19 protein-coding genes and 1 tRNA gene are annotated in these 18,757 nt (G+C 55.1%); 13 read left to right on the forward strand and 7 right to left on the reverse strand.

Annotation, left to right across the window (positions count from 1 at the left end; translation table 11 throughout):
- Nucleotides 1-97 precede the first annotated feature (97 nt).
- The 4 genes from FDP08_RS02525 (at nt 98) to FDP08_RS02540 (ending at nt 3,835) form a co-directional block, all read left to right on the forward strand.
- Nucleotides 98-967: a putative selenate ABC transporter substrate-binding protein gene (locus FDP08_RS02525; protein ID WP_137434462.1), complete on the forward strand. Its 870-nt coding sequence runs from the start codon at nt 98-100 to the stop codon at nt 965-967.
- The gene (locus FDP08_RS02530; protein ID WP_137434463.1) at nt 967-1,617 is read left to right on the forward strand and encodes an ATP-binding cassette domain-containing protein; all 651 of its coding nucleotides are present in this window, start codon (nt 967-969) and stop codon (nt 1,615-1,617) included. The genes FDP08_RS02525 and FDP08_RS02530 overlap by 1 nt, the downstream gene beginning before the upstream one ends.
- 16 nt (nt 1,618-1,633) lie before the next feature.
- Nucleotides 1,634-3,100: a PhnE/PtxC family ABC transporter permease gene (locus FDP08_RS02535; RefSeq protein WP_137434464.1), complete on the forward strand. Its 1,467-nt coding sequence runs from the start codon at nt 1,634-1,636 to the stop codon at nt 3,098-3,100.
- Between the two features lie 138 nt (nt 3,101-3,238).
- A complete protein-coding gene (locus FDP08_RS02540) occupies nt 3,239-3,835 on the forward strand; it encodes a hypothetical protein (protein WP_137434465.1) in 597 nt (198 codons plus the stop codon).
- Here the strand turns inward: FDP08_RS02540 and FDP08_RS02545 are convergent.
- Entirely contained in the window at nt 3,818-4,153 is a 336-nt protein-coding gene (locus tag FDP08_RS02545) for a hypothetical protein (protein WP_137434466.1), read from the reverse strand. The two genes, FDP08_RS02540 and FDP08_RS02545, sit on opposite strands and share 18 nt — an antisense overlap.
- A gap of 69 nt (nt 4,154-4,222) precedes the next feature.
- Nucleotides 4,223-4,705 (reverse strand): hypothetical protein, encoded by a 483-nt coding sequence (locus tag FDP08_RS02550; protein WP_427901834.1) that lies wholly within the window; start codon nt 4,703-4,705, stop codon nt 4,223-4,225.
- 133 nt (nt 4,706-4,838) lie between these two features.
- On the opposite strand from FDP08_RS02550, the gene FDP08_RS02555 reads away from it, so the two are divergent.
- Genes FDP08_RS02555 through FDP08_RS02565 form a run of 3 tightly spaced genes read left to right on the forward strand, consistent with a single transcriptional unit; the run spans nt 4,839 to nt 7,039 of the window.
- Entirely contained in the window at nt 4,839-5,759 is a 921-nt protein-coding gene (locus FDP08_RS02555) for an ABC transporter ATP-binding protein (RefSeq protein WP_137434468.1), read from the forward strand.
- A gap of 15 nt (nt 5,760-5,774) precedes the next feature.
- Entirely contained in the window at nt 5,775-6,536 is a 762-nt protein-coding gene (locus FDP08_RS02560; protein WP_137434469.1) for an ABC transporter permease, read from the forward strand.
- A complete protein-coding gene (locus FDP08_RS02565) occupies nt 6,536-7,039 on the forward strand; it encodes a DUF192 domain-containing protein (protein ID WP_228263215.1) in 504 nt (167 codons plus the stop codon). Before FDP08_RS02560 ends, FDP08_RS02565 begins: the two co-directional genes overlap by 1 nt.
- Before the next feature lie 6 nt (nt 7,040-7,045).
- Here FDP08_RS02565 and FDP08_RS02570 read toward each other — a convergent pair whose 3' ends face one another.
- Nucleotides 7,046-7,831, reverse strand: a complete 786-nt coding sequence (locus FDP08_RS02570) for an enoyl-CoA hydratase (protein ID WP_137434470.1) — start codon at nt 7,829-7,831, stop codon at nt 7,046-7,048.
- A gap of 156 nt (nt 7,832-7,987) precedes the next feature.
- On the opposite strand from FDP08_RS02570, the gene FDP08_RS02575 reads away from it, so the two are divergent.
- From FDP08_RS02575 to FDP08_RS02595, 5 genes are all read left to right on the forward strand, one after another.
- Nucleotides 7,988-9,454 carry a patatin-like phospholipase family protein gene (locus FDP08_RS02575; RefSeq protein WP_137434471.1) on the forward strand — a complete coding sequence of 489 codons (1,467 nt, stop codon included), beginning with the start codon at nt 7,988-7,990 and terminating at the stop codon, nt 9,452-9,454.
- Nucleotides 9,455-9,458: 4 nt separating this feature from the next.
- Nucleotides 9,459-10,337, forward strand: a complete 879-nt coding sequence (locus FDP08_RS02580) for a DMT family transporter (RefSeq protein WP_137434472.1) — start codon at nt 9,459-9,461, stop codon at nt 10,335-10,337.
- Between the two features lie 130 nt (nt 10,338-10,467).
- The gene (locus tag FDP08_RS02585) at nt 10,468-12,597 is read left to right on the forward strand and encodes a putative bifunctional diguanylate cyclase/phosphodiesterase (RefSeq protein WP_137434473.1); all 2,130 of its coding nucleotides are present in this window, start codon (nt 10,468-10,470) and stop codon (nt 12,595-12,597) included.
- A 403-nt stretch (nt 12,598-13,000) separates the two neighbouring features.
- On the forward strand, nt 13,001-14,302 hold the full coding sequence (locus FDP08_RS02590; RefSeq protein ID WP_137434474.1) for a sensor domain-containing diguanylate cyclase: 1,302 nt from the start codon (nt 13,001-13,003) through the stop codon (nt 14,300-14,302).
- Between the two features lie 133 nt (nt 14,303-14,435).
- Entirely contained in the window at nt 14,436-15,239 is an 804-nt protein-coding gene (locus FDP08_RS02595) for an enoyl-CoA hydratase-related protein (RefSeq protein WP_137434475.1), read from the forward strand.
- Between the two features lie 107 nt (nt 15,240-15,346).
- Here the strand turns inward: FDP08_RS02595 and FDP08_RS02600 are convergent, their stop codons facing one another.
- On the reverse strand, nt 15,347-16,264 hold the full coding sequence (locus FDP08_RS02600; RefSeq protein WP_137434476.1) for a hypothetical protein: 918 nt from the start codon (nt 16,262-16,264) through the stop codon (nt 15,347-15,349).
- A 274-nt stretch (nt 16,265-16,538) separates the two neighbouring features.
- Between FDP08_RS02600 and FDP08_RS02605 the strand changes: the two genes are divergently transcribed.
- A complete protein-coding gene (locus FDP08_RS02605; protein ID WP_170978960.1) occupies nt 16,539-17,366 on the forward strand; it encodes a Crp/Fnr family transcriptional regulator in 828 nt (275 codons plus the stop codon).
- On the opposite strand, the gene FDP08_RS02610 is transcribed toward FDP08_RS02605, so the two are convergent.
- The 3 genes from FDP08_RS02610 to FDP08_RS02620 all read right to left on the reverse strand — a co-directional run bounded on the left by FDP08_RS02610 (nt 17,341) and on the right by FDP08_RS02620 (nt 18,632).
- Nucleotides 17,341-17,700 (reverse strand): hypothetical protein, encoded by a 360-nt coding sequence (locus tag FDP08_RS02610; RefSeq protein ID WP_137434478.1) that lies wholly within the window; start codon nt 17,698-17,700, stop codon nt 17,341-17,343. The two genes, FDP08_RS02605 and FDP08_RS02610, sit on opposite strands and share 26 nt — an antisense overlap.
- Nucleotides 17,701-17,829: 129 nt before the next feature.
- Nucleotides 17,830-17,916 (reverse strand) — tRNA-Leu (locus tag FDP08_RS02615).
- 86 nt (nt 17,917-18,002) lie between these two features.
- Entirely contained in the window at nt 18,003-18,632 is a 630-nt protein-coding gene (locus tag FDP08_RS02620) for a class I SAM-dependent methyltransferase (protein WP_137434479.1), read from the reverse strand.
- Nucleotides 18,633-18,757: the final 125 nt, after the last annotated feature.

Genomic DNA, 18,757 nt, shown 5'->3' on the forward strand with positions numbered 1-18,757 from the left:
ACCTGTTTAGTCAATTGAATCGTATAGATGTTCAGAGTTGAGGTAAATCACGTTATCCTCACCCGCTGAATCCAAGATCTAACACAAGGAAATTGAAATGCGACTGAATCTGATACGGAAATTGGCTGCAGCCAGCTTACTCATGTTTCTTGCTTCTGCGACAGCTTCTGCTCAAACGCTGGTGTTTACAGCAATCCCGGATGAGGACGAAACCAAACTGGTAGAGCGCTTCAGGGGCATTGCGGACTACCTGTCCGGAGAGCTGGACGTAGACGTTCGCTATATTCCGGTGAAGTCCTATGCGGCCGCGATTTCGGCGTTTCGGAACAATCAGGTGCAACTGGCCTGGTTCGGAGGCCTCTCAGGCGTACAGGCCCGGGAACTGGTTCCCGGATCAGAAGCAATTGCCCAGGGCGTCGAAGACAAGGCGTTCTACTCTCACTTTATTGCCCATAAAAGCACCGGACTCGATGAAATGGAGAGCCTGTCTGACGAGCTCCGTGGCAAAACCTTTACCTTCGGCTCCAAGGGTTCCACTTCCGGCCGCCTTATCCCTGAATACTATGTTCGTGAAGCCTTTGGGGAGAGTCCTGAGGAAGTCTTTAGCCGTGTTGGATTCAGCGGTAACCATACCCGCACCCTTCGCCTTGTTGAGGCGGGTACCTACGACGTCGGTGCAATCAACTTCTCGGTCTGGGACAAGGAAATGGAGAACAACACTATTGATACGGATGCTGTTAAAGTCATCTGGACAACGCCTTCCTATCCTAACTATCAGTGGACGATTCGCGGCGATGTCGACGAACGTTTCGGCGAAGGATTTTCACAGCGTGTTCAGGAAGCACTGTTGGCAATGGATGATCCTGAGCTCCTGGAAAGCTTCCCTCGCAGTGGTTTCATTCCGGTTTCAAATGACGCCTACGAGCCAATTCGTGTTGTTGGTAAGCAGATCGGAATCATCGATTAATGTCAGGATTTGATCTGACTGGCCTGACCGCATCGTTTGGCGGAGAGCGGGTTATCGGCCCGCTCTCCCTGAAGGTCAAAAAGGGCGAAAAAATTGCTTTGGTCGGTCGTAGTGGTGCTGGCAAATCCACGCTGATACGGCTTGTGTACCAGGAAGTCAAAAGCCTGGCGTCTCTGGTGCCCCAGGATCTTGGGCTGGTGAATGCCTTGCCGGTGTTCCATAACGTGTACATGGGCCGCCTGGATGCGAATCCCACCTGGTACAATGTAGTTTCGCTGATGCGACCGTTTTCTAGGGACAGTCGCGAAGTGGAAGACCTTCTATCCGAGCTCGGGATGCCGGAAAAGGTATGGATTCCCGCGGCGTCGCTGTCCGGCGGACAGCGACAGCGAGTTGCCATTGCCCGGGCACTTTACCGAAAGTCCGGTCTGTTACTTGCCGATGAGCCGGTATCGGCGCTGGACGGTCCTATGGCTCATCAGATTATGGGGCTACTGAAAGCGCGTTTCGAAACCAGCGTAATTGCACTTCACGATGTGGAGCTGGCGTTGGCCTATTGCACACGGATTGTCGGCATCCAGGATGGGCATGTTGCTCTGGATGAGCTCAGCGAAAAGCTGACCCCGGCAGATATCATGCCGCTTTACTGAACCAGACCCCCTATCTATGTTGTCTTCACCAACCGTGAGAACCAGTCTGATTTTTACCGCCATTGCCTTGGTGGGTCTGGTGTTTGCGGATATTGCCATCACGGCGGCCAACCCCTGGAAAGACCTGGGCCGCTTCTTCCTCGGCATTGTCACTCCCGATTTTTTCAGTACCGAAGGGCTGGCAACCGCCCTGCTCCGTACCGTCGCATTTGCGTTTGTGGGTGTGGCCCTGGGCAGTGTGTGCGGGTTCCTGTTGGCGCTGGTTTACCGTGCCTACCCGGTACGGATATTCTGTGCCTTTATCCGGGCCATCCATGAACTCTTCTGGGCCCTGATCTTTCTGCAGTTTTTTGGCTTCCATCCGCTGACTGGCGTACTGGCCATTGCCATTCCCTATTCCGGCATTTTTGCCAAGGTCTATTCCGAGATTCTCGAAGAAGCAGACCCGGAGCCGGGGCGCCTGCTGCCTCCCGGGACCGGCGTGATCTCAGCCTTTTTATACGCTCGTATTCCGGATTGCTGGGTTCAGATGCGCACCTATACCGCCTATCGCCTTGAGTGCGGCCTCAGGTCCAGTGCCATTCTTGGCTTCGTGGGTTTGCCAACACTCGGGTTTTACCTGGAATCCGCATTCTCCCAGGGGCATTACTCCGACGCCGGCGCCATGCTGATCCTGTTTTATGTGCTCATTGCCACCCTGCCGCTCTGGGTCAAGCCCAGACTGCTACCGGTATACATCCTCGGTGCGCCCTTTTTCCTGGGCGACGGCATGCCCATTATCTGGGGCAACGTCACCCGGTTCTTTACCGAAGATATTGTGCCTTCCCCCCTGAAAAGCGAAGAGGGCTGGGCAGGAATGGGTGCCTGGCTAGGTGATCTGTTTGTCACGCAGGCCCTGCCCGGAATCTGGAATACGGTGATACTCACGCAGATCGCATTGGTTGCCACCGGTATCATTGCCCTGCTGGCGTTTCCGTTGATTTCCACCCACTTTGGCGGCCCGGTGCGTCGCACGAGCGGCCATGTGTTCCTGGTGATCCTGCGTTCAACACCGGAATACATCCTTGCCTACATTCTGCTGCAGCTGTGGGGGCCTTCAATGCTGCCTGCTGTGGTAGCGCTTGCTTTGCACAATGGCGGTATTATCGGCCATCTGATTGGCCGCCAGTCCAGTTTCATCCGTCTGCGGCCAGATGCGCCCACAGGTCTCAACCGATACACCTACGAGCTTGTACCCCGGGTTTATCGATCGTTTCTTGCATTCCTGTTTTACCGGTGGGAAATCATCATGCGGGAAACAGCCATTCTGGGCATTCTGGGCATCTACACGCTCGGCTTTTATGTCGACAGCGCCATCCAGAACATCCAGTTCGACAAAGCGATGGTGCTAATCCTGATTACCGCCTCGCTGAACATCGGTGTCGATATCCTCGGCCGGTTTATTCGCAAGAAGCTGGCGCTGCAAACCATGCCGACCTGTTAGTTACTCCAGTGGATACCACGTCACAGTTCCACCATTTGCAGACCAGATTTAACCCGGTTCCCTTCGTGTCCCGAGATACATATGGTTACAATCCGGATTAATGATGTAACAGTCACCCTCAGGCAATCCGGAACGCTTATGACAACCAGCATCGTTTTACTGATTGAAGTCGCGCTCATTGCGTTGTTGTTGCTGCTTGCCTTCCGGATGCTCACGCTGGTGCGACATGATCCCTTCGTGCCGGCGGCACCCACCGCTCATCCTGAGTTTGCATCACCTGCCCCTGCGCGGCAGCCGATCGGTCCCAACCGTGTGGGTGCTGGCCAAGGCCTTGTCAGTCGCGGACTGGACAAATGCGGGTTGATTACCCAGTTGCATATATTATTGAGCATTCAGGAAAGGGATTGTCGCGAGAAAGGATTGGAGCTTGATACAGCCCCTAACGCCGTAAAGGAATACGTGACTGCCTGGCTGTATGGTGCTGCATGCGCGCTCTGTGACAAGTCACAACGTCATTCAGGTGCGTTGGTCAATCTGGTGAGTCAACTGGCCAGCCGAAAAATCGGGCTGCGACAGCCTGAAGCGGTCCAGGCACTATCAACGCTGACGGGCAGTGCCACCTTGCTGGCCTGTTTCCGTTACGGCGTGGGTGGTGCGGAGTACTGGAGCGAACACCGCTACGTTCTCCGGGACCACAGCCTCTACAGTGCTATTACGTCAAACGCGTTTGTCTGAACTGCGGCTCATTGAGGTACGGACTGCCGAATCTTCGAGTGTCCAGCCTGTGCCCATATCCTGTGCTTCTGCGGTTTCCGGGGCATCGGCCGGAGCGCCGGTGATAGCCGGCCTGGAAAAGCTGCCGTCTTCCTGTCGCTCCATGCTGTCTACATCCACAGACCGTACGATGTAGCTCTTGCCGTCACACTCCACCCTGGAGCGATGGGTCAAGCCAAAAATAAAACGGCAATAATCCAGCTTCAACTGGAGCAGATCCTGTTCCGCTTTCTGGATTTTTCTGAGCAGAACCTTTTGTACGCTATCGCCATAATCCATATGTGCTTCCCTGGCCAATCATTGCAGTTCGATGATTTTACACAATCCTGACCGGCTGTCATCCCATGGTCAGGCCCGACCCTCTGCTTTGAAGGTCAGCTTCACGGGCAGATCAAGTTCTGCCTCCATGCCTGTTTGCAAGTCGATTCTCCAGGTCATTTCCGGATCCGTCGTACAGAAAGGCGCGGTAAATCGTGCTTCCCAAAGCTGGCCGCTACCATCCTGCGCTACCCCTGCCCTGGTCATCGGTACCGGATATTCTCCCAGGTACATGGACTCGCCTCGTAGCACAGCCAGCAACCGTGGCGGGTTCATGTTTGTTTTTACCGACAGGCGATATTCAGTACCATCTTCCTGAGCACCATCTTTTACCAGATGAGCGTCCCAGTGATTGCCCTGTTGGGTCCATCGACACGTATTATTGAGCACATCACACCCGACAATGCCCTGATCAGACCGGCTATCGGCATCCAACATAAGCCAGCGTGGGCCGAAAACGCCAAGGGCAACCACCGCTGAAATGGCAATTACAGCCACTAGCGCTTTCAACACAACCATCCCTCCAAGGTTAATGACGCATTATGGAGATTATTGCTGCCAAGGCAAAGCTTTCTAATTCAGTGCCGGTCGTGAGAAAATACCGCGCTTTAACTCTCCGCAGATTCACCACCAACAGGATAAGCCCGTGCAACCGGACATCTCCGTAAAGCACCTCAACAAAACCTATGCTGATGGTTTCAGTGCCCTCAAGGACATCAACCTTGATATTGAACCGGGAGAAATTTTTGCGCTCCTCGGACCCAACGGTGCCGGCAAGACCACGCTGATCAGCATCATCTGTGGCATCGTGAACCTTTCTGACGGCGAGGTAAAAGCCGCGGGGTTCGATATCGTCAAGGATTACCGCAAGGCCCGGGAAAGCATCGGCCTGGTGCCCCAGGAACTCAACACGGATTCGTTTGAAACCGTCTGGGGTGCCGTGTCTTTCAGCCGCGGTCTTTTCGGCAAACCGCCGGCACCGGACCACATCGAAAAAGTCCTGAAGGATCTGTCCCTCTGGGACAAACGCAATAACCGGATCATGTCTTTGTCCGGTGGCATGAAGCGCCGTGTAATGATCGCCAAGGCCCTGTCGCACGAACCCCGCATCCTGTTCCTCGACGAACCAACGGCAGGCGTGGACGTAGAGCTGCGTCGCGATATGTGGGAAATGGTGCGCAAGCTGAGGGAAGACGGCGTTACCATCATCCTCACCACCCATTACATCGAGGAAGCCGAGGAAATGGCTGACCGCATCGGCGTTATCCGCCAGGGTGAAATCATCCTTGTGGAGGACAAGTCGCGATTGATGAGCAAACTGGGCAAAAAGGAACTGCGCCTGCAGCTGCAGAACCCGCTTGAGCAGATGCCCGGGCAACTGGCTCTCGAGCCTGTAGAGCTGTCGGAAGACGGCTACGAGCTGATCTACACGTTTGACTCCCAGCAGGAGCAGGCCGGCGTGGCGAACCTGCTGCGAACACTGGGCGACCTGGGCATTGAGTACCGTGACCTCCAGACCCGGGAAAGCTCCCTGGAAGAGATTTTCGTGGGCCTGGTCAATGAATAACGCGGGAGTAATGCAATGAACCTGTACGGTGTCCGTGCAATCTACAATTTTGAAATGGCCCGCATGCGCCGCACCCTGATGCAGAGCGTAGCCTCACCGGTTATCTCCACATCGCTGTATTTCGTGGTGTTCGGCTCTGCCATAGGCAGCCGCATGGGTGATATCGACAATATCAGCTATGGGGCCTTCATCATTCCAGGGCTGGTGATGCTGTCCCTGCTGATGCAGAGCATCTCCAACGCCTCTTTCGGCATCTACATGCCGAAATTCTCCGGCACCATCTATGAGTTGCTGTCCGCACCGGTCTCCTATCTGGAGGTGGTACTTGGCTATGTCGGGGCTGCCGCCACCAAGTCGGTGATACTCGGCATTATCATATTGATAACGGCCAGGCTGTTTGTGGATTACGATGTGTTGCATCCGTTCTGGATGTTCGCGTTCCTGGTGTTGACCGCCATCACTTTCAGCCTGTTCGGTTTTATTATCGGGATCTGGGCAGACGGCTTTGAAAAGCTCCAGATCGTGCCGCTGATGATAGTCACCCCGCTGGTCTTTCTGGGTGGTACTTTCTACTCCATCGATATGCTGCCGGAAGTCTGGCAAACCATCAGTCTGTTCAACCCGGTGGTGTATCTGATCAGTGGTTTCCGCTGGGCATTCTACGGTGTGTCGGATGTGCACGTGGGCATCAGTGTGGGCATGACCCTGCTGTTCCTCACAGCGTGCATGGTCGCTATATGGTGGATCTTCAAAACCGGCTACCGGCTGCGGTCCTGATGGCCAGGCAAACACCAGAGCGCAGCCTGAGGGCCCTGTTTCCAGTCATGACCCTGCTGTTCTCCGGGTGTCTGGCCGCCCTTCCCGACAATCAATCGCTTCCTGTGAAACAGGCTTGCCTGATATCTGAGGAGCGGGCTATCCCCATCACTCTCGAGATTGCCAGGAGCTCTGAAGAACGCAGCCGCGGGCTGATGGAAAGAGAAATGCTTGAGCCCGATGCCGGAATGCTGTTCGTGTACAGCAACGAGCGAAGGGCGGACCATGGCTTCTGGATGTATCGCACACTGATTCCGCTGGACATTGCCTATCTGGACCGCCAGGGCACCATCCGGGCCATACGACAGATGGCACCCTGCCCGTCAGGCCAGGGCCGGGATTGCCCCACTTACCGGGCCGGTGTTCCTTTCTACCTGGCCCTTGAAATGAACCAGGGATATTTTCAAAGCCGGAAAATTGAGGTGGGAGACCGGCTTTCCCTGGAGCCGTCAGACTGTCACTAGCACGGTCTATTTGTCTTTCCAGTCCGGTTTGCGCTTGTCCAGGAATGCACAGATACCTTCCTGCGCGTCCGCAGCCTGCATGTTCTTCGCCATCACTTCCGAGGTAAAGTCGTAGGCCTCCGTCAACCCCATTTCCAGTTGCTGGTAGAACGCCTCTTTGCCGATCTGAAGGGTGTGACCCGATTTACTCGCTATGGTTGCCGCCAGGTGGTGTACGGTTTCATCCAGCGCCTGCTCGTCGACCACCCGGTTCACCAGCCCGATTTGCTCCGCTCTGTGGGCACTGACCATTTCGCCAGTCAGTAGCATCTCCATGGCGTGCTTGCGAGACACATTGCGGGACAGTGCCACCATGGGCGTGGAGCAGAACAGGCCAATATTCACACCTGGTGTGGCAAATCGGGCGGTATCCGCGGCTACGGCCAGGTCACAACTGGCTACCAGCTGGCACCCCGCCGCGGTGGCGACACCGGCCACACGGGCAATCACCGGCTTAGGCAGGTTTACAATCTGCTGCATGACCTTGCTGCACAGGTTAAACAGGTCCAGCTGGAACTGATGGCTATCGAGCTGACCCCGAATCTCCTTGAGATCATGGCCGGCGCAGAACACCCGGCCACTGGCAGCAAGCACAACTACGCGCGTTTCCGCATCCCCCGCCCGTTCTTCGAGCTGATCCGACAGCGCCTGCAACATCGCCATGGACAGGCTATTGCGATTCTCCGGCTGATTGAGCGTCAGGGTGGTAATGCCATTGTCTTTGGCAACCGTAATCATCTCTTCCGCAGTCATGGTGACATCACTCCTCTCTTTTCTACCAGTATTGAGCAGCAGTACCCGTTAGTCGAGCCGACTTTCGTCGGGATCGTAGGGCGGGCGGGGTCGACCTGAACCCGAGATCGGACCTGTAATCCCTTGAATCCGCTCTCATGATGTATCCTGTACATCATGAGAGACTTAAAAAGACAACGTCGGGAACTGGAAAAACAACTCGCTGCAGCCACTTCCTATGCGGAATGGCACGCTACGGCCGAGCAACTGGATGACCTGGAAGGCACGCTGGCGTGGCGGGCGGAAGGCGGCTGCGAGCTGCTTCACGAGAAACTGATTCGCGAGCACATCGACGCCATGGTGCACTGCCGTAAAAAAGGTGACACCCGTGGCCTTACCCGCATGCTGCAGGAAAGCCTGTACCGGCACCTGGGTGAAATTGCCAATCCGGACCTCTATGCCATCGCCTGGACAGGCACCAAGTACCTGGTCACGGAATTCCTGGATGAAGTGGAACGCTCCATGTACTTCATCTGCGAGCATGACATGCCGGGCATCACCGAACAGCAGAAGCTCCGCCTGTTCCGGGATGCCGAACGCGTTTACGGCCGCCCTGCCCTGATGCTCAGTGGTGGAGCCGCTTTCGGTATCTACCACATCGGTGTTACCCGTGCGCTCTGGGAACAGGACCTGCTACCGGACGTGATTGCCGGTTCCAGCATGGGCGCCATCGTGGCCGGGGCGATCTGTATCCGAAACAATGAAGAGCTCGAACGTTTTTTCAACGAGCCCGGGGAGATCCACCTGGACGCATTCCGCTGGCTGGAGCCCAGCCGTATCTGGCGAAAACGCCACGCCATGGACCAGACCCAACTGCTTCATCACATCCACACCAACATCGGCAGTACCAGTTTCCGTGAGGCTGCGGAGCACAGCGGTCGCACCCTCAACATTTCGGTGTCGCCCACCCGAACCCGACAGAAACCCAGATTGCTGAACAGCCTTGCCTCGCCAGAAGTGTTGGTCGATTCTGCCATTCTGGCCTCCTGTGCGGTTCCTGGCATTTATCCGCCAGTAACACTCCAGGCCCGGGACAATGACAAGGGTAAAAACGGCAAGAAACCTTACATGCCGACAGAGCGCTGGATTGACGGCAGCGTACACGGGGACCTGCCCCTCCTGCGCATGGCCCGGCTTCATAATGTAAACCGGACTATCGTCAGCCAGGCCAATCCCCACGTGCTGCCGTTTATCAGCCACCATCACGAACGTGGCCCGGGGGCGTCCGCCAAACAGGCAGCGGCTTCAATCCTGCACGCCCAGGTCGCGACCACGCTGCAACTGACCCGGAACAGCTGGTCCTCAACCATACTCCGGCCATTGCTGGAGCAGGCCCATGCCATGGCAACGCAAACCTATCTGGGGGATATCAATATCCAGTTCCCCTTCCGCCCGTTGCTGTATCGCAAGGTGCTCACCAACCCCGGTCGCGAGGACCTGGAAATGTTTATCCGGCTTGGTGAGCAGGCCACCTGGCCACGCCTGGCGATGATCCGCGACCAGACCCGCATCAGCCGCACCTTCAGCAACTGTATCGCCAGGCTGGAAAAGGCCTGCAACGCCAACGACACTGCCGGGGAGTAGCCGCTTGCAGACTACCCGGATCAAAGGCCTGACCATCGCCGCCCTGGGCGTGTTGTTTATTGTCCCGGACGCGCTACTGGTCAAGATTACCTCCGTGGAGCCAGTGGTATTCCTGTTCTGGCGTGGCCTGCTGCTGGCTATCAGCTTCCTGGTCATCAGCTGGCTCAGGTACCGTTCCCGCCTGACCACCGAAATCAGGCGCTGCGGCCGGAAGGGATTGTTCTGCGCCGGAGCTTTCGCGATAAGCACGTTAGGGTTCGTTGTTGGCATGAAGAACACGGCTGCCGGCAATGTCCTGGTTATTCTCAACACGGCCCCGGTGATCGCAGCGCTTATTGCGTGGCTGGTGTGGAAGGAAACCCTGCCCTGGAGAACCTGGGCTGTCATCCTGGTGTGCGTGACCGGCGCGACCTTCATGGCCATCGGCGAATGGGGCAAGGGCGACCCCCTGGGACTGATGATGGCCGGCGTTGCTGCCACTGCCCTCGCCTCCAACCTCAATGTGGCCCGCTCCCGGCCCGACTGCGACATGAGTGTGATGCTGATGTTTGGTGCCCTGGCTCTGGCCATCGTGGCGGCTGTCATGGGTGGAGCACAGGCGCTCTCGCCAAGGGACGGATTTTTCATCGCCCTGCTCTGTCTGGTTTTCCTGCCAATGGCCTGCATCCTCATCCAGATCGGGCCACGTTACATACCGGCGGCGGAAGTCAGCCTGATGCTGTTGCTGGAAACCGTACTGGGGTCTTTCCTGGTATGGCTGTTTCTGAATGAGGTGCCGCCAAACCTCAGCCTGATTGGCGGCGTGATTGTCTTCTCGGCACTGGCTACCCATGGCTGGATAGAAGTAAGACGCTACCGGAAAGCCCGGGTTTCTGTTGAGTGACCTCGCCCGGTCAAGAAGAAAACCCACAAGGCTTAAGTCTGGGTGAATACCGTATTGGCGTGTGATGTTCACATTTCTTTACAAATTCTACACTGCTAAAATCCTAATGAAGCATTAGCAGAGACGAATCATGCCGCCAGATCAAGCCTCAGCAAAGCCCCGGCTCCCGCTTGACAAATTTCTCCGCCAAGAGCAAGAAACCATACTCCGGGAGTGGGAAAGCCTGGACCGGCAGACGCTCGCCTCCGCGCGGAAGCCAACAAGCGAAGAGTTACGCAATAACCTCCCGGACATTCTGAGTGACCTTGCTGACCAATATGTGCGTGCTCCGGACAAAACCCGTCATATAGATTTTCCACAACAGGGCCCCCGGAATCATGCGCAGCATCGCTGGGAATCCGGGTTTTCCCTGGAGGAGGTCGTCCGGGAGTATGGCTTGTTGCGGGTGATTATCCTTCAAATACTGTCTTCCCGGACCGGCGAACTTCCCGAAGGCGAGCTGGTCTTTCTCAATGAAGCCCTGGATATGGCCATCGTCGAATCAGTGACCACCTACGTGGAGAAAGCGAACAGCGAGCTTCAAAGTGAACGGGAACGCTTGCAGGTGACGCTGACAAGCATTGCCGATGGCGTAATCAGCACGGATACCGAAGGCCACATTACGTTTTTAAATCCAGCCGCTGAACGAATCAGTGGCTGGCTGAAGGCCGAAGCCGTCGGCCGACCCGTCGATGAGGTGCTGGTCACTCTGGATGAAACCACCCGGGAAATATGCAGTAGCACAACGCTCAGGGCTATAGACCTGGACGAACCCCAACGGTCGGGTAACATTCTGCTGCGCCGGTACGACGGTGGGTTACTCCCCATAGAAAAGCATTCCGCTCCGCTGCGGGATAGTCGTGGCGACGTTCAAGGTGCAGTAGCCACATTTCGGGACATCAGTGAAATCCGCCTGCTGACCGAAGAATTAAGCTATCTTGCATTTCACGACCCCCTGACTGGCCTACCGAATCGCGCCTTGTTATTTGAACGGTTGACCCAGGAACTGGCTTACGCCGAGCGCTACAATATAACAGCTGCCCTATTGTACCTGGATCTGGACTTGTTCAAGCAAGTCAATGATGTATTTGGCCATGGGGTGGGTGACGAACTTCTCAGACAGGTTGCCGAAAGGCTTTTGGGCTGCGTACGCCGGACGGATACCGTTAGCCGTCTGGGAGGCGATGAGTTTGCGGTTCTTTTGACCGGTTTCGACCACCAGACCTTTCCTGAGGAGTTGGCCACTAAAATAATCAAGCGTTTAAGCGAGCCTTTCGTCCTTAACCAGGAAACGGTGAATGTATCGACCAGTATCGGTATCAGCCTGTTTCCGGAGGACGGACAGGATGCAGAGTCGCTGGTCAAACACGCGGACACCGCCATGTATCAGGCAAAAGCACGGGGAAGGGGTTGCATCCAGTTCTTCGCTCCGGAAATGAACAGGCGCGCAGCGGAACGCCATGAACTGGAGAGCGATTTACGTACGGCGATTGCTCAGGATCAGCTGTCCCTGTACTTCCAGCCTCAGATTGCTCCCGGCACCGAGCAAATGATAGGAGCCGAGGCGTTATTACGCTGGCACCACCCACAAAAAGGCCTGATCCTTCCAGCCAGATTCATTCCGGTCGCGGAAGACAGCGGCCATCTGATGGTATCCATTGGAAACTGGGTGATAGAGAAAGCCTGCGCCCAGGCGAGGGCCTGGCTCGACGCCGGGTATCCTCCTGTGCGCATTTCCGTGAATGTTTCGATAGTCCAGCTCCGCAATAAGGATTTCTCGATCTATGTGGAAAACCTCTTGCAACGTTACCGTCTTACTCCGGACCTGCTTCAGTTGGAACTGACAGAGTCAATCATTATGAGCGACATTGCAGGGGCCGCCGAGCAAGTGAGAAAGATCAAAGACATGGGTATCCACATCGCCATTGACGACTTTGGAACGGGATACTCTTCCCTCAGTTATTTGAAAGACCTCCCGGTTCACGAGCTAAAGATCGACAAGAGCTTTGTGCATAACATACTGACAGACGTGAATAGCGCCGCAATCGTTAAGGCGATTATTCGCATGGCACAGGGCTTGGGGCTGCGGGTGATCGCGGAAGGTGTTGAGAATCAAGAGGCCATGGACTTTCTTATTCAAAATGAGTGTGAAGGCGCTCAGGGCTATTTCTTCGGTAAACCGATAACCCCGTCTGCATTTGAGGCGCAATTTTTTGGCTAGGGTTTAGCGACAAAAATGGGGTAACCGCTGATCAAACATTTCGGTGGTCAACGCCTTCCAGCGATGAGAGGACTCTCATTCAGCCAGCCAAGCTGAACGGGCACGCCCCCTAAGCATCTCTACATGTATCGCTCCTGAGAATCGCTCTAACGTAATCAAGAACTTTAAAATCAAGAAAACAACGGTCTCAGTCGGTTACCGAACATACAAAAATCGGCTATCTCTGATAGCGTGCAGACAATGGAAATTTATTAATTACGTCGAATATCGAGGCAATTTTTTGATTTCTATACCCTGACACGATGTATGCAAGCGTGTTTGACGGGTCAGATTAACCCCGAATCTTGACGGCTTAGGAACTACGTTGGGAGCTGACGATACATCGCGGCGGAGGCCTATCGCTATGAAGCTGACCCACTTTATCCAGACGGAAATGGAGCAGCTGCTCGGAAGCTGGGAAGAAGCCGCGCCCAAAGCCGAACCGAAATTGAAAGGCAAAGGTCGCTGCACCCTCAAGGATCAAGCCCGTGAGGTGCTGGAGCGAGTAACACAAGACCTCGACACTTTCCCGCTCAAAGACGAGCCAGAACGAAACCCCCTGGGCAACGGCAAATCTCCAGCTTTAGGCTTCGATAGTGGTCATGGAGCACGCCGTTTTCAACAAAGTTTTTTTATACTTCAGATGATACGGGAACTTCGGGCCCGGGTTACCAGGGCCTGGGGTTGTGAACAGAGGGGGCTCACCGAAAAAGACATTGATGAATTGGTACGGTTCAACGAGGCCATCGACGGGCTGATTGGCCACCTGGTGCCCAGTTTCTCACCCCATAGAGGACAAGATACGCGGCTGATAGAAACCATGTTAAAAGCCAATATTGACCCCGCCGCCCTATTTGACACCAATGGCAAGCACCTGTTTATTGAAACGGGGATAGCGGATCTCGTGAATGCGCCACAACGGGATGTTATTGGTGAAACCCCACTTGAGCTGTTTCTGGACTTGGCCACCGAGTTGCTTGATGCCATTACTACAACCGTTGCCACCGGCGAGACTCAGCACAGGGAGTTTCATCATGGTGTGCCCTTCAATTTTAACTGCCAATTTGTCCCCGTTTTTAACGACCGCAACGAAGTGGAAGCGGTCGTCAAGACGTCACGGAAGATCACTGAGCGCAAACAGACGGAATTTCAGGTCTGGCGAAACGCCAATTTTGATTCGCTCACCGGCCTTCCCAATCGGCGACTCTTCCTCGACCGGCTTAAGCAGACCTTTCTTGAGGCTCAACGAGAGAGCAGCTCCTTTGCCTTGCTAGTGATTGATTTTGACCGCTTCAACCAAACCAAAAACCAGCTCGGACAGGAGACCGGCGACCGGCTCCTGGAGCAAGTGGCCGAACGTATCAGTGCCAAAGTCAGGGCCATGGACACCTTAGCCCGACTGGAGGGAGAAGAGTTCACCCTGATCTTGACGAAAACCGACAGTGGTGGGGCGAAGAAAGCTGCCAAGCGACTTCTGACCAGCTTGGAACAGGCGTTTGAAGTTGATTCTCAACGGGTACACCTTTCTGCCAGTATGGGCCTAACGCTTTTTCCCGATGACGGCAAGAATAACGACCAGATGATGCACAATGCCCATAGGGCTAAAGACACTGCTAAAGCGCATGGAGGCCACCAGGTTCGATTCTACGAGCCCTGGATGTCGTAGGACGAACCAGACATCTGCCGTTGAACAGGGAACTGGATCGTGACCTCAGGGAGGACCAACTAGAGCTTATTCAAGGTCTGTTCTCCAGACGCTTACCGAAGATATCCGCTGACAGACAACAAGAGACCCCACAATGACCAACATACCAAATCTTACCGATGCACTGCTTACCCTGGAAAAGCGGGTAGCCACCCTGACCCTGAACCGTCACGACCTGCGCAACGCACTGACAGGCTCCAGCCTTATCGAGGACATCGTGACCACTGCCGACTGGGTGAACCAGTGCGACGAGGTATCGGTACTGGTGATCACTGGTGCCGGCTCCGCCTTCAGCGCCGGCGGTAACATTCGTGACATGGCCAATCGCAGCGGAGATTTCGCAGGTGATGTGGCCGAATGCGCAGACCGCTATCGCAAGGGTATCCAGCGAATTCCCCTGGCCCTTCAGGACGTGGAAGTGCCGATCATCGCCGCCGTAAACGGCCCCGCCATCGGCGCAGGATTTGATCTGGCGAACATGGCCGATATCCGCATCGCCTCGGAAAACGCCAGATTCGGCGAAACCTTCCTTAACCTCGGCATCATTCCCGGAGACGGGGGCGCCTGGTTCATGCAACGCCTGATCGGCTACCAGCGTGCCTTTGAGCTGACACTCACCGGCCGCATCATTGACGCAAAGGAAGCCAAAGAGCTGGGCATTGTCCTGGAAGTGGTGCCGGCTGACGAGCTGCTCAACGCAGCAAATGCTATGGCGGACCGCATCGCCAGCCAGCCCCCGAAGGCCACACGATTAACCAAACGGCTGATGACAATGGCACCGCGTATGGAGCTGAAAGATTTTCTGGATGTGTGCGCGAATTTTCAGGGCATGTGCCACAACGAGCCGGAGCATCTGGAGGCGGTTAACCGGATGTTGGAGGCTATGGCGAAGAAGTGAGCGTGTCTAGAGCCGGCACCCGGAAATCACCCGATTCAACTCAAATCTGTTGAGTCATTAACGGGTACCGTTGTTTACAATTTAGAAATGTTATCAGGTATATCCGATTACCTTGTACCGGCAAAATAGAAAGCGATTTTGCCATTGCTTGCGGCAAATTCAATACTCCCCTCCCCCTCACTACTTGCGGGAGTGAAAGTACCGATGCCAAGGTAATCCCCATCTCTTTCCTCGCCTGTAGCTTCATCCAGGTTCGTGCAACCCGAAGCTTTGTAGGAGAGTTCATAAACATTGACTGCAGCAACTGGAATCGTGATCTGGCCCTCGATAATACACCCCCTGTCGACTCCGTTTATCCCACCGTCACCGTCTATGATTATTTGGGGGTCTGGACCGGCGGTGCTCTCGTATATGCCTTGAATTTGTGCAAAACTAAGGCTCAGATCACTGACGGGGTCTCGATTAATCGCGATTTCCTCTACACGGGTCCCGGTATCAAGAAATGCAGAATCATTATCATCTGAAGGCACAACACCAACGATAGTCGCCTTCTTGTCGGAAGTCTCCGGCGTGCGAAACCATTCGTCAAAGAGTTCGTACTCAACCACAGGGCCCTCTATGTCATAGAACCCTGAGTCAGAAATGCCGTCGGAAGTTAAAGTGCCTTGAACAATGTTGGCTTTAAAAGAAGTATTCCAGTCGGTATCCATGATAAACGTATAGTTGCCCGTAGGGCTTAATAACATGACGCCATCGACCGGAGGCGGGTTATCATTTACGTAAGTCACCATAGCTGAAAAAACTCCAGCTTTGAGTATTGCAGTATCTCCTACGAAGTAGTCTTGAACTTCTGTTCCAGAAAAGTCGTCACTACCACTTGAAGTATCCACAGGCGTGTCGCCGCCGGGGTTGCTCTCACTTACGACAGTGGTGCTACCAGAGCCACCACCTCCACAGGCGGCCAACGAAAGCGTGGCGATGACCAAGGAAAATCTTGTTAACGTGTTTTCGGGGAGCTTTAACATCCTGTTTCCTTATGATTGGACTATTGGCTTTGGCCAATACCCCGTTCCGTAAAAGTAATGCGGTTGCCTTTCACTTATTGCTATATCAAAGACTCAAAGAGGCTAGGCTCACTGGTTTCCGAGTTCTGTACGCTATCGAACATAGCCGGAAATGGATGGTCGTAATCCGGCCCTCCAATATCGGGATACGTCCAATTGCAGAACGCCAGAGTGCGCAAACGCACAGACCTTAATCAGATATGAGTACAGGGTATTGGGGAAATTCTGCCGGTCCATGGAAGGGAAACTTGAACGGCCGGAATGCCGCAGGGAGGCCATTACGATGACCGAGGGATGTAAAGAGGACAGAAACGCCATAATCGAGGCGCTACCGGAAGAGGAAGGCCGACGGTTTACAGCCCTGTGTCACAGAACCGAGCTCAGACAGGGAGACGTTCTGTGGGAGCCGAATCAGGACTTGCAAGCGGCCTATTTTCCGACGTCCGGGGTCATTTCACTGGCTATGACACTTGATAACCGCTCGCCGCTCGAGTTGGGCCTGGTCGGTCGCGACGGCATGCTCGGATCTACAGTGTCACTGGGCATCCTGACGGCGCCTATGCGCGCGGAGGTGCAGGTGGCCGGCACTGCCCTGATGATGGCGACGGCGCAATTGCAACAGGAACTGCGTTCGAACTCGCATCTGCTGGAGTCAGTGCATCACTACGAGTTCCGGCTGATGATGCAAACCCTCCAGACCGCTGCCTGCATGCATTTCCACGAGATCGAGCCCCGCCTGGCCCGGTGGCTGCTGATGACCCGGGACCTGAGCCTCACCGATACGGTCCATCTGACCCACTCCCAGCTTGCCCATGCGTTGGGAGTGCGCCGAAGCGGCATAACCCACGCGGTCGGCTCCCTGCATCGGCGAGGCCTGATCAGTCACTCCCGTGGTGAGATCCGCATTCTTGATCATGCCGGTCTTGAGAGAGCAGCCTGCCGCTGCCATGCCACCCTCACCAACAGGTACCGCGTGGTGTTCGGGACGGATATTGAGCAACGGACGTCGGCACCCTGGCACCCTGGCACCCCAATCGTCAGCCCGCAGACACCAGGTGAATAATATTTGACGGACTCGATACCCAGAACGCCTGGAAGCCCTCCGGCAAGGGTTCGATTTCATCGCGACGATCGCAGCCCTGCTCAGCAAGGTATTCCGATGCAAGCTCGATATTATCGGTGACTATCTCCAGCCATATCTCCGCCTGGCTGATCCGTGCTTCACAATCCAGCCACAACACCTTGTCCCCGAACTCGAACCGGGGCGTGGTGTCGCTGCCGATGGCGGTAAGCTCTCTTAGTTCTACAACATCGCGATAGAAACCAACGGTGCTTTCGTACTCATGTGCTGGTATTTTCATGGCAATATTCTTGCCGGGTCTGAATTCGGGTTTCATGGCGGGCACCTGCTCTTTTGAATGGATCAGGGGAAGCGCTTGAGGTTGTTCCATTCACTTATTTTAGACCATTCGGAGGTGGCCGGAGGGACAGAGTGGCGCAGGCTGAGGGACTGTTACGTCAAGATATGGTGCCCGGAGCCGGAATCGAACCGGCACGACCTAACGGTCGAGAGATTTTAAGTCTCTTGTGTCTACCTATTCCACCATCCGGGCATTCGGAGGGAGTTTTGACGGGCAGGATTGTATAAGGCCGCGTACGGTAACGCAATTCAGATTCTGCTTCGCCGTGAATCCTTGAGTCAGGCATCCACAGGTTTCACCGCCCTGCCCTTATAAATGTAACCGGCGATTTTCGGCGCTTTGGGAATGTAAAGGTTTTCCAGCTCCAGGATCTCGAAACCGGCGTGCCGGATCAGGTCGGCGATGTGCCGGTTCAGGTGGCAGCCACCGGCAAGCTTCTTCCAACCCGGAGTAATCCGGTGCTGCCATTTGCGGATGTTGTCATGGGGAGATTCTCCGTGCTCCAGGAACAGGAGTTCACCACCGGGTTTCAGCACTCGCCACATCTGCTGCAAAGCGGTGTGCCAGTCCGGAATGGTGCACAGGGTGAAAGTGAGCAGGACGGTATCCACGGAATGATCTTCCAGGGGGATTTTTTCTCCGGGCAGGTCCAGCCACTCCACTTTGATGGGAGATCGGGCGAGATTGGGCTTGGCCTTGCGGCGCATCCCGTCTGAAGGCTCAAGGCCGTACACCATGTCGACATGGTCGGGGTTATAGAACTCCATGTTGATGGCAGAGCCCATGCCCACCTCCAGTACCCGGCCTTTGGCGTGTGGAACTACCTGACTGCGCAGTTTCATCACCTGGCCCATGGAGCAGGCGCGGTCTATGATGTGTGGCAGTATCCGGTTCTCGTAAAAGCTCATTGGCTTCACCATACTTGTGCTATATCAAGAGGTGCGACAATCTGACCTATCGGTTTCGTCGCCATGTTTAGTAGCATGACAATGATCTGCCGGTAATAACAACATAACAATTTGAGCTAAGGCAG

Origin of the sequence: Marinobacter panjinensis, from assembly GCF_005298175.1 — a bacterium.
GTDB classification, from domain to species: domain Bacteria; phylum Pseudomonadota; class Gammaproteobacteria; order Pseudomonadales; family Oleiphilaceae; genus Marinobacter; species Marinobacter panjinensis.

What these genes read in the sequence shown, in the direction of transcription:
- FDP08_RS02560 (WP_137434469.1), top strand. Translation starts at nt 5,775, where the DNA reads ATGAACCTGTACGGTGTCCGTGCAATCTACAATTTTGAAATGGCCCGC.
- FDP08_RS02535 (WP_137434464.1), top strand. Translation starts at nt 1,634, where the DNA reads ATGTTGTCTTCACCAACCGTGAGAACCAGTCTGATTTTTACCGCCATT.
- FDP08_RS02590 (WP_137434474.1), top strand. Translation starts at nt 13,001, where the DNA reads ATGAAGCTGACCCACTTTATCCAGACGGAAATGGAGCAGCTGCTCGGA.
- FDP08_RS02595 (WP_137434475.1), top strand. Translation starts at nt 14,436, where the DNA reads ATGACCAACATACCAAATCTTACCGATGCACTGCTTACCCTGGAAAAG.
- FDP08_RS02575 (WP_137434471.1), top strand. Translation starts at nt 7,988, where the DNA reads ATGAGAGACTTAAAAAGACAACGTCGGGAACTGGAAAAACAACTCGCT.
- FDP08_RS02530 (WP_137434463.1), top strand. Translation starts at nt 967, where the DNA reads ATGTCAGGATTTGATCTGACTGGCCTGACCGCATCGTTTGGCGGAGAG.
- FDP08_RS02620 (WP_137434479.1), bottom strand. Translation starts at nt 18,632, where the DNA reads ATGAGCTTTTACGAGAACCGGATACTGCCACACATCATAGACCGCGCC.
- FDP08_RS02600 (WP_137434476.1), bottom strand. Translation starts at nt 16,264, where the DNA reads ATGTTAAAGCTCCCCGAAAACACGTTAACAAGATTTTCCTTGGTCATC.
- FDP08_RS02570 (WP_137434470.1), bottom strand. Translation starts at nt 7,831, where the DNA reads ATGACTGCGGAAGAGATGATTACGGTTGCCAAAGACAATGGCATTACC.
- FDP08_RS02610 (WP_137434478.1), bottom strand. Translation starts at nt 17,700, where the DNA reads ATGAAACCCGAATTCAGACCCGGCAAGAATATTGCCATGAAAATACCA.
- FDP08_RS02585 (WP_137434473.1), top strand. Translation starts at nt 10,468, where the DNA reads ATGCCGCCAGATCAAGCCTCAGCAAAGCCCCGGCTCCCGCTTGACAAA.
- FDP08_RS02605 (WP_170978960.1), top strand. Translation starts at nt 16,539, where the DNA reads ATGGAAGGGAAACTTGAACGGCCGGAATGCCGCAGGGAGGCCATTACG.
- FDP08_RS02540 (WP_137434465.1), top strand. Translation starts at nt 3,239, where the DNA reads ATGACAACCAGCATCGTTTTACTGATTGAAGTCGCGCTCATTGCGTTG.
- FDP08_RS02525 (WP_137434462.1), top strand. Translation starts at nt 98, where the DNA reads ATGCGACTGAATCTGATACGGAAATTGGCTGCAGCCAGCTTACTCATG.
- FDP08_RS02565 (WP_228263215.1), top strand. Translation starts at nt 6,536, where the DNA reads ATGGCCAGGCAAACACCAGAGCGCAGCCTGAGGGCCCTGTTTCCAGTC.
- FDP08_RS02545 (WP_137434466.1), bottom strand. Translation starts at nt 4,153, where the DNA reads ATGGATTATGGCGATAGCGTACAAAAGGTTCTGCTCAGAAAAATCCAG.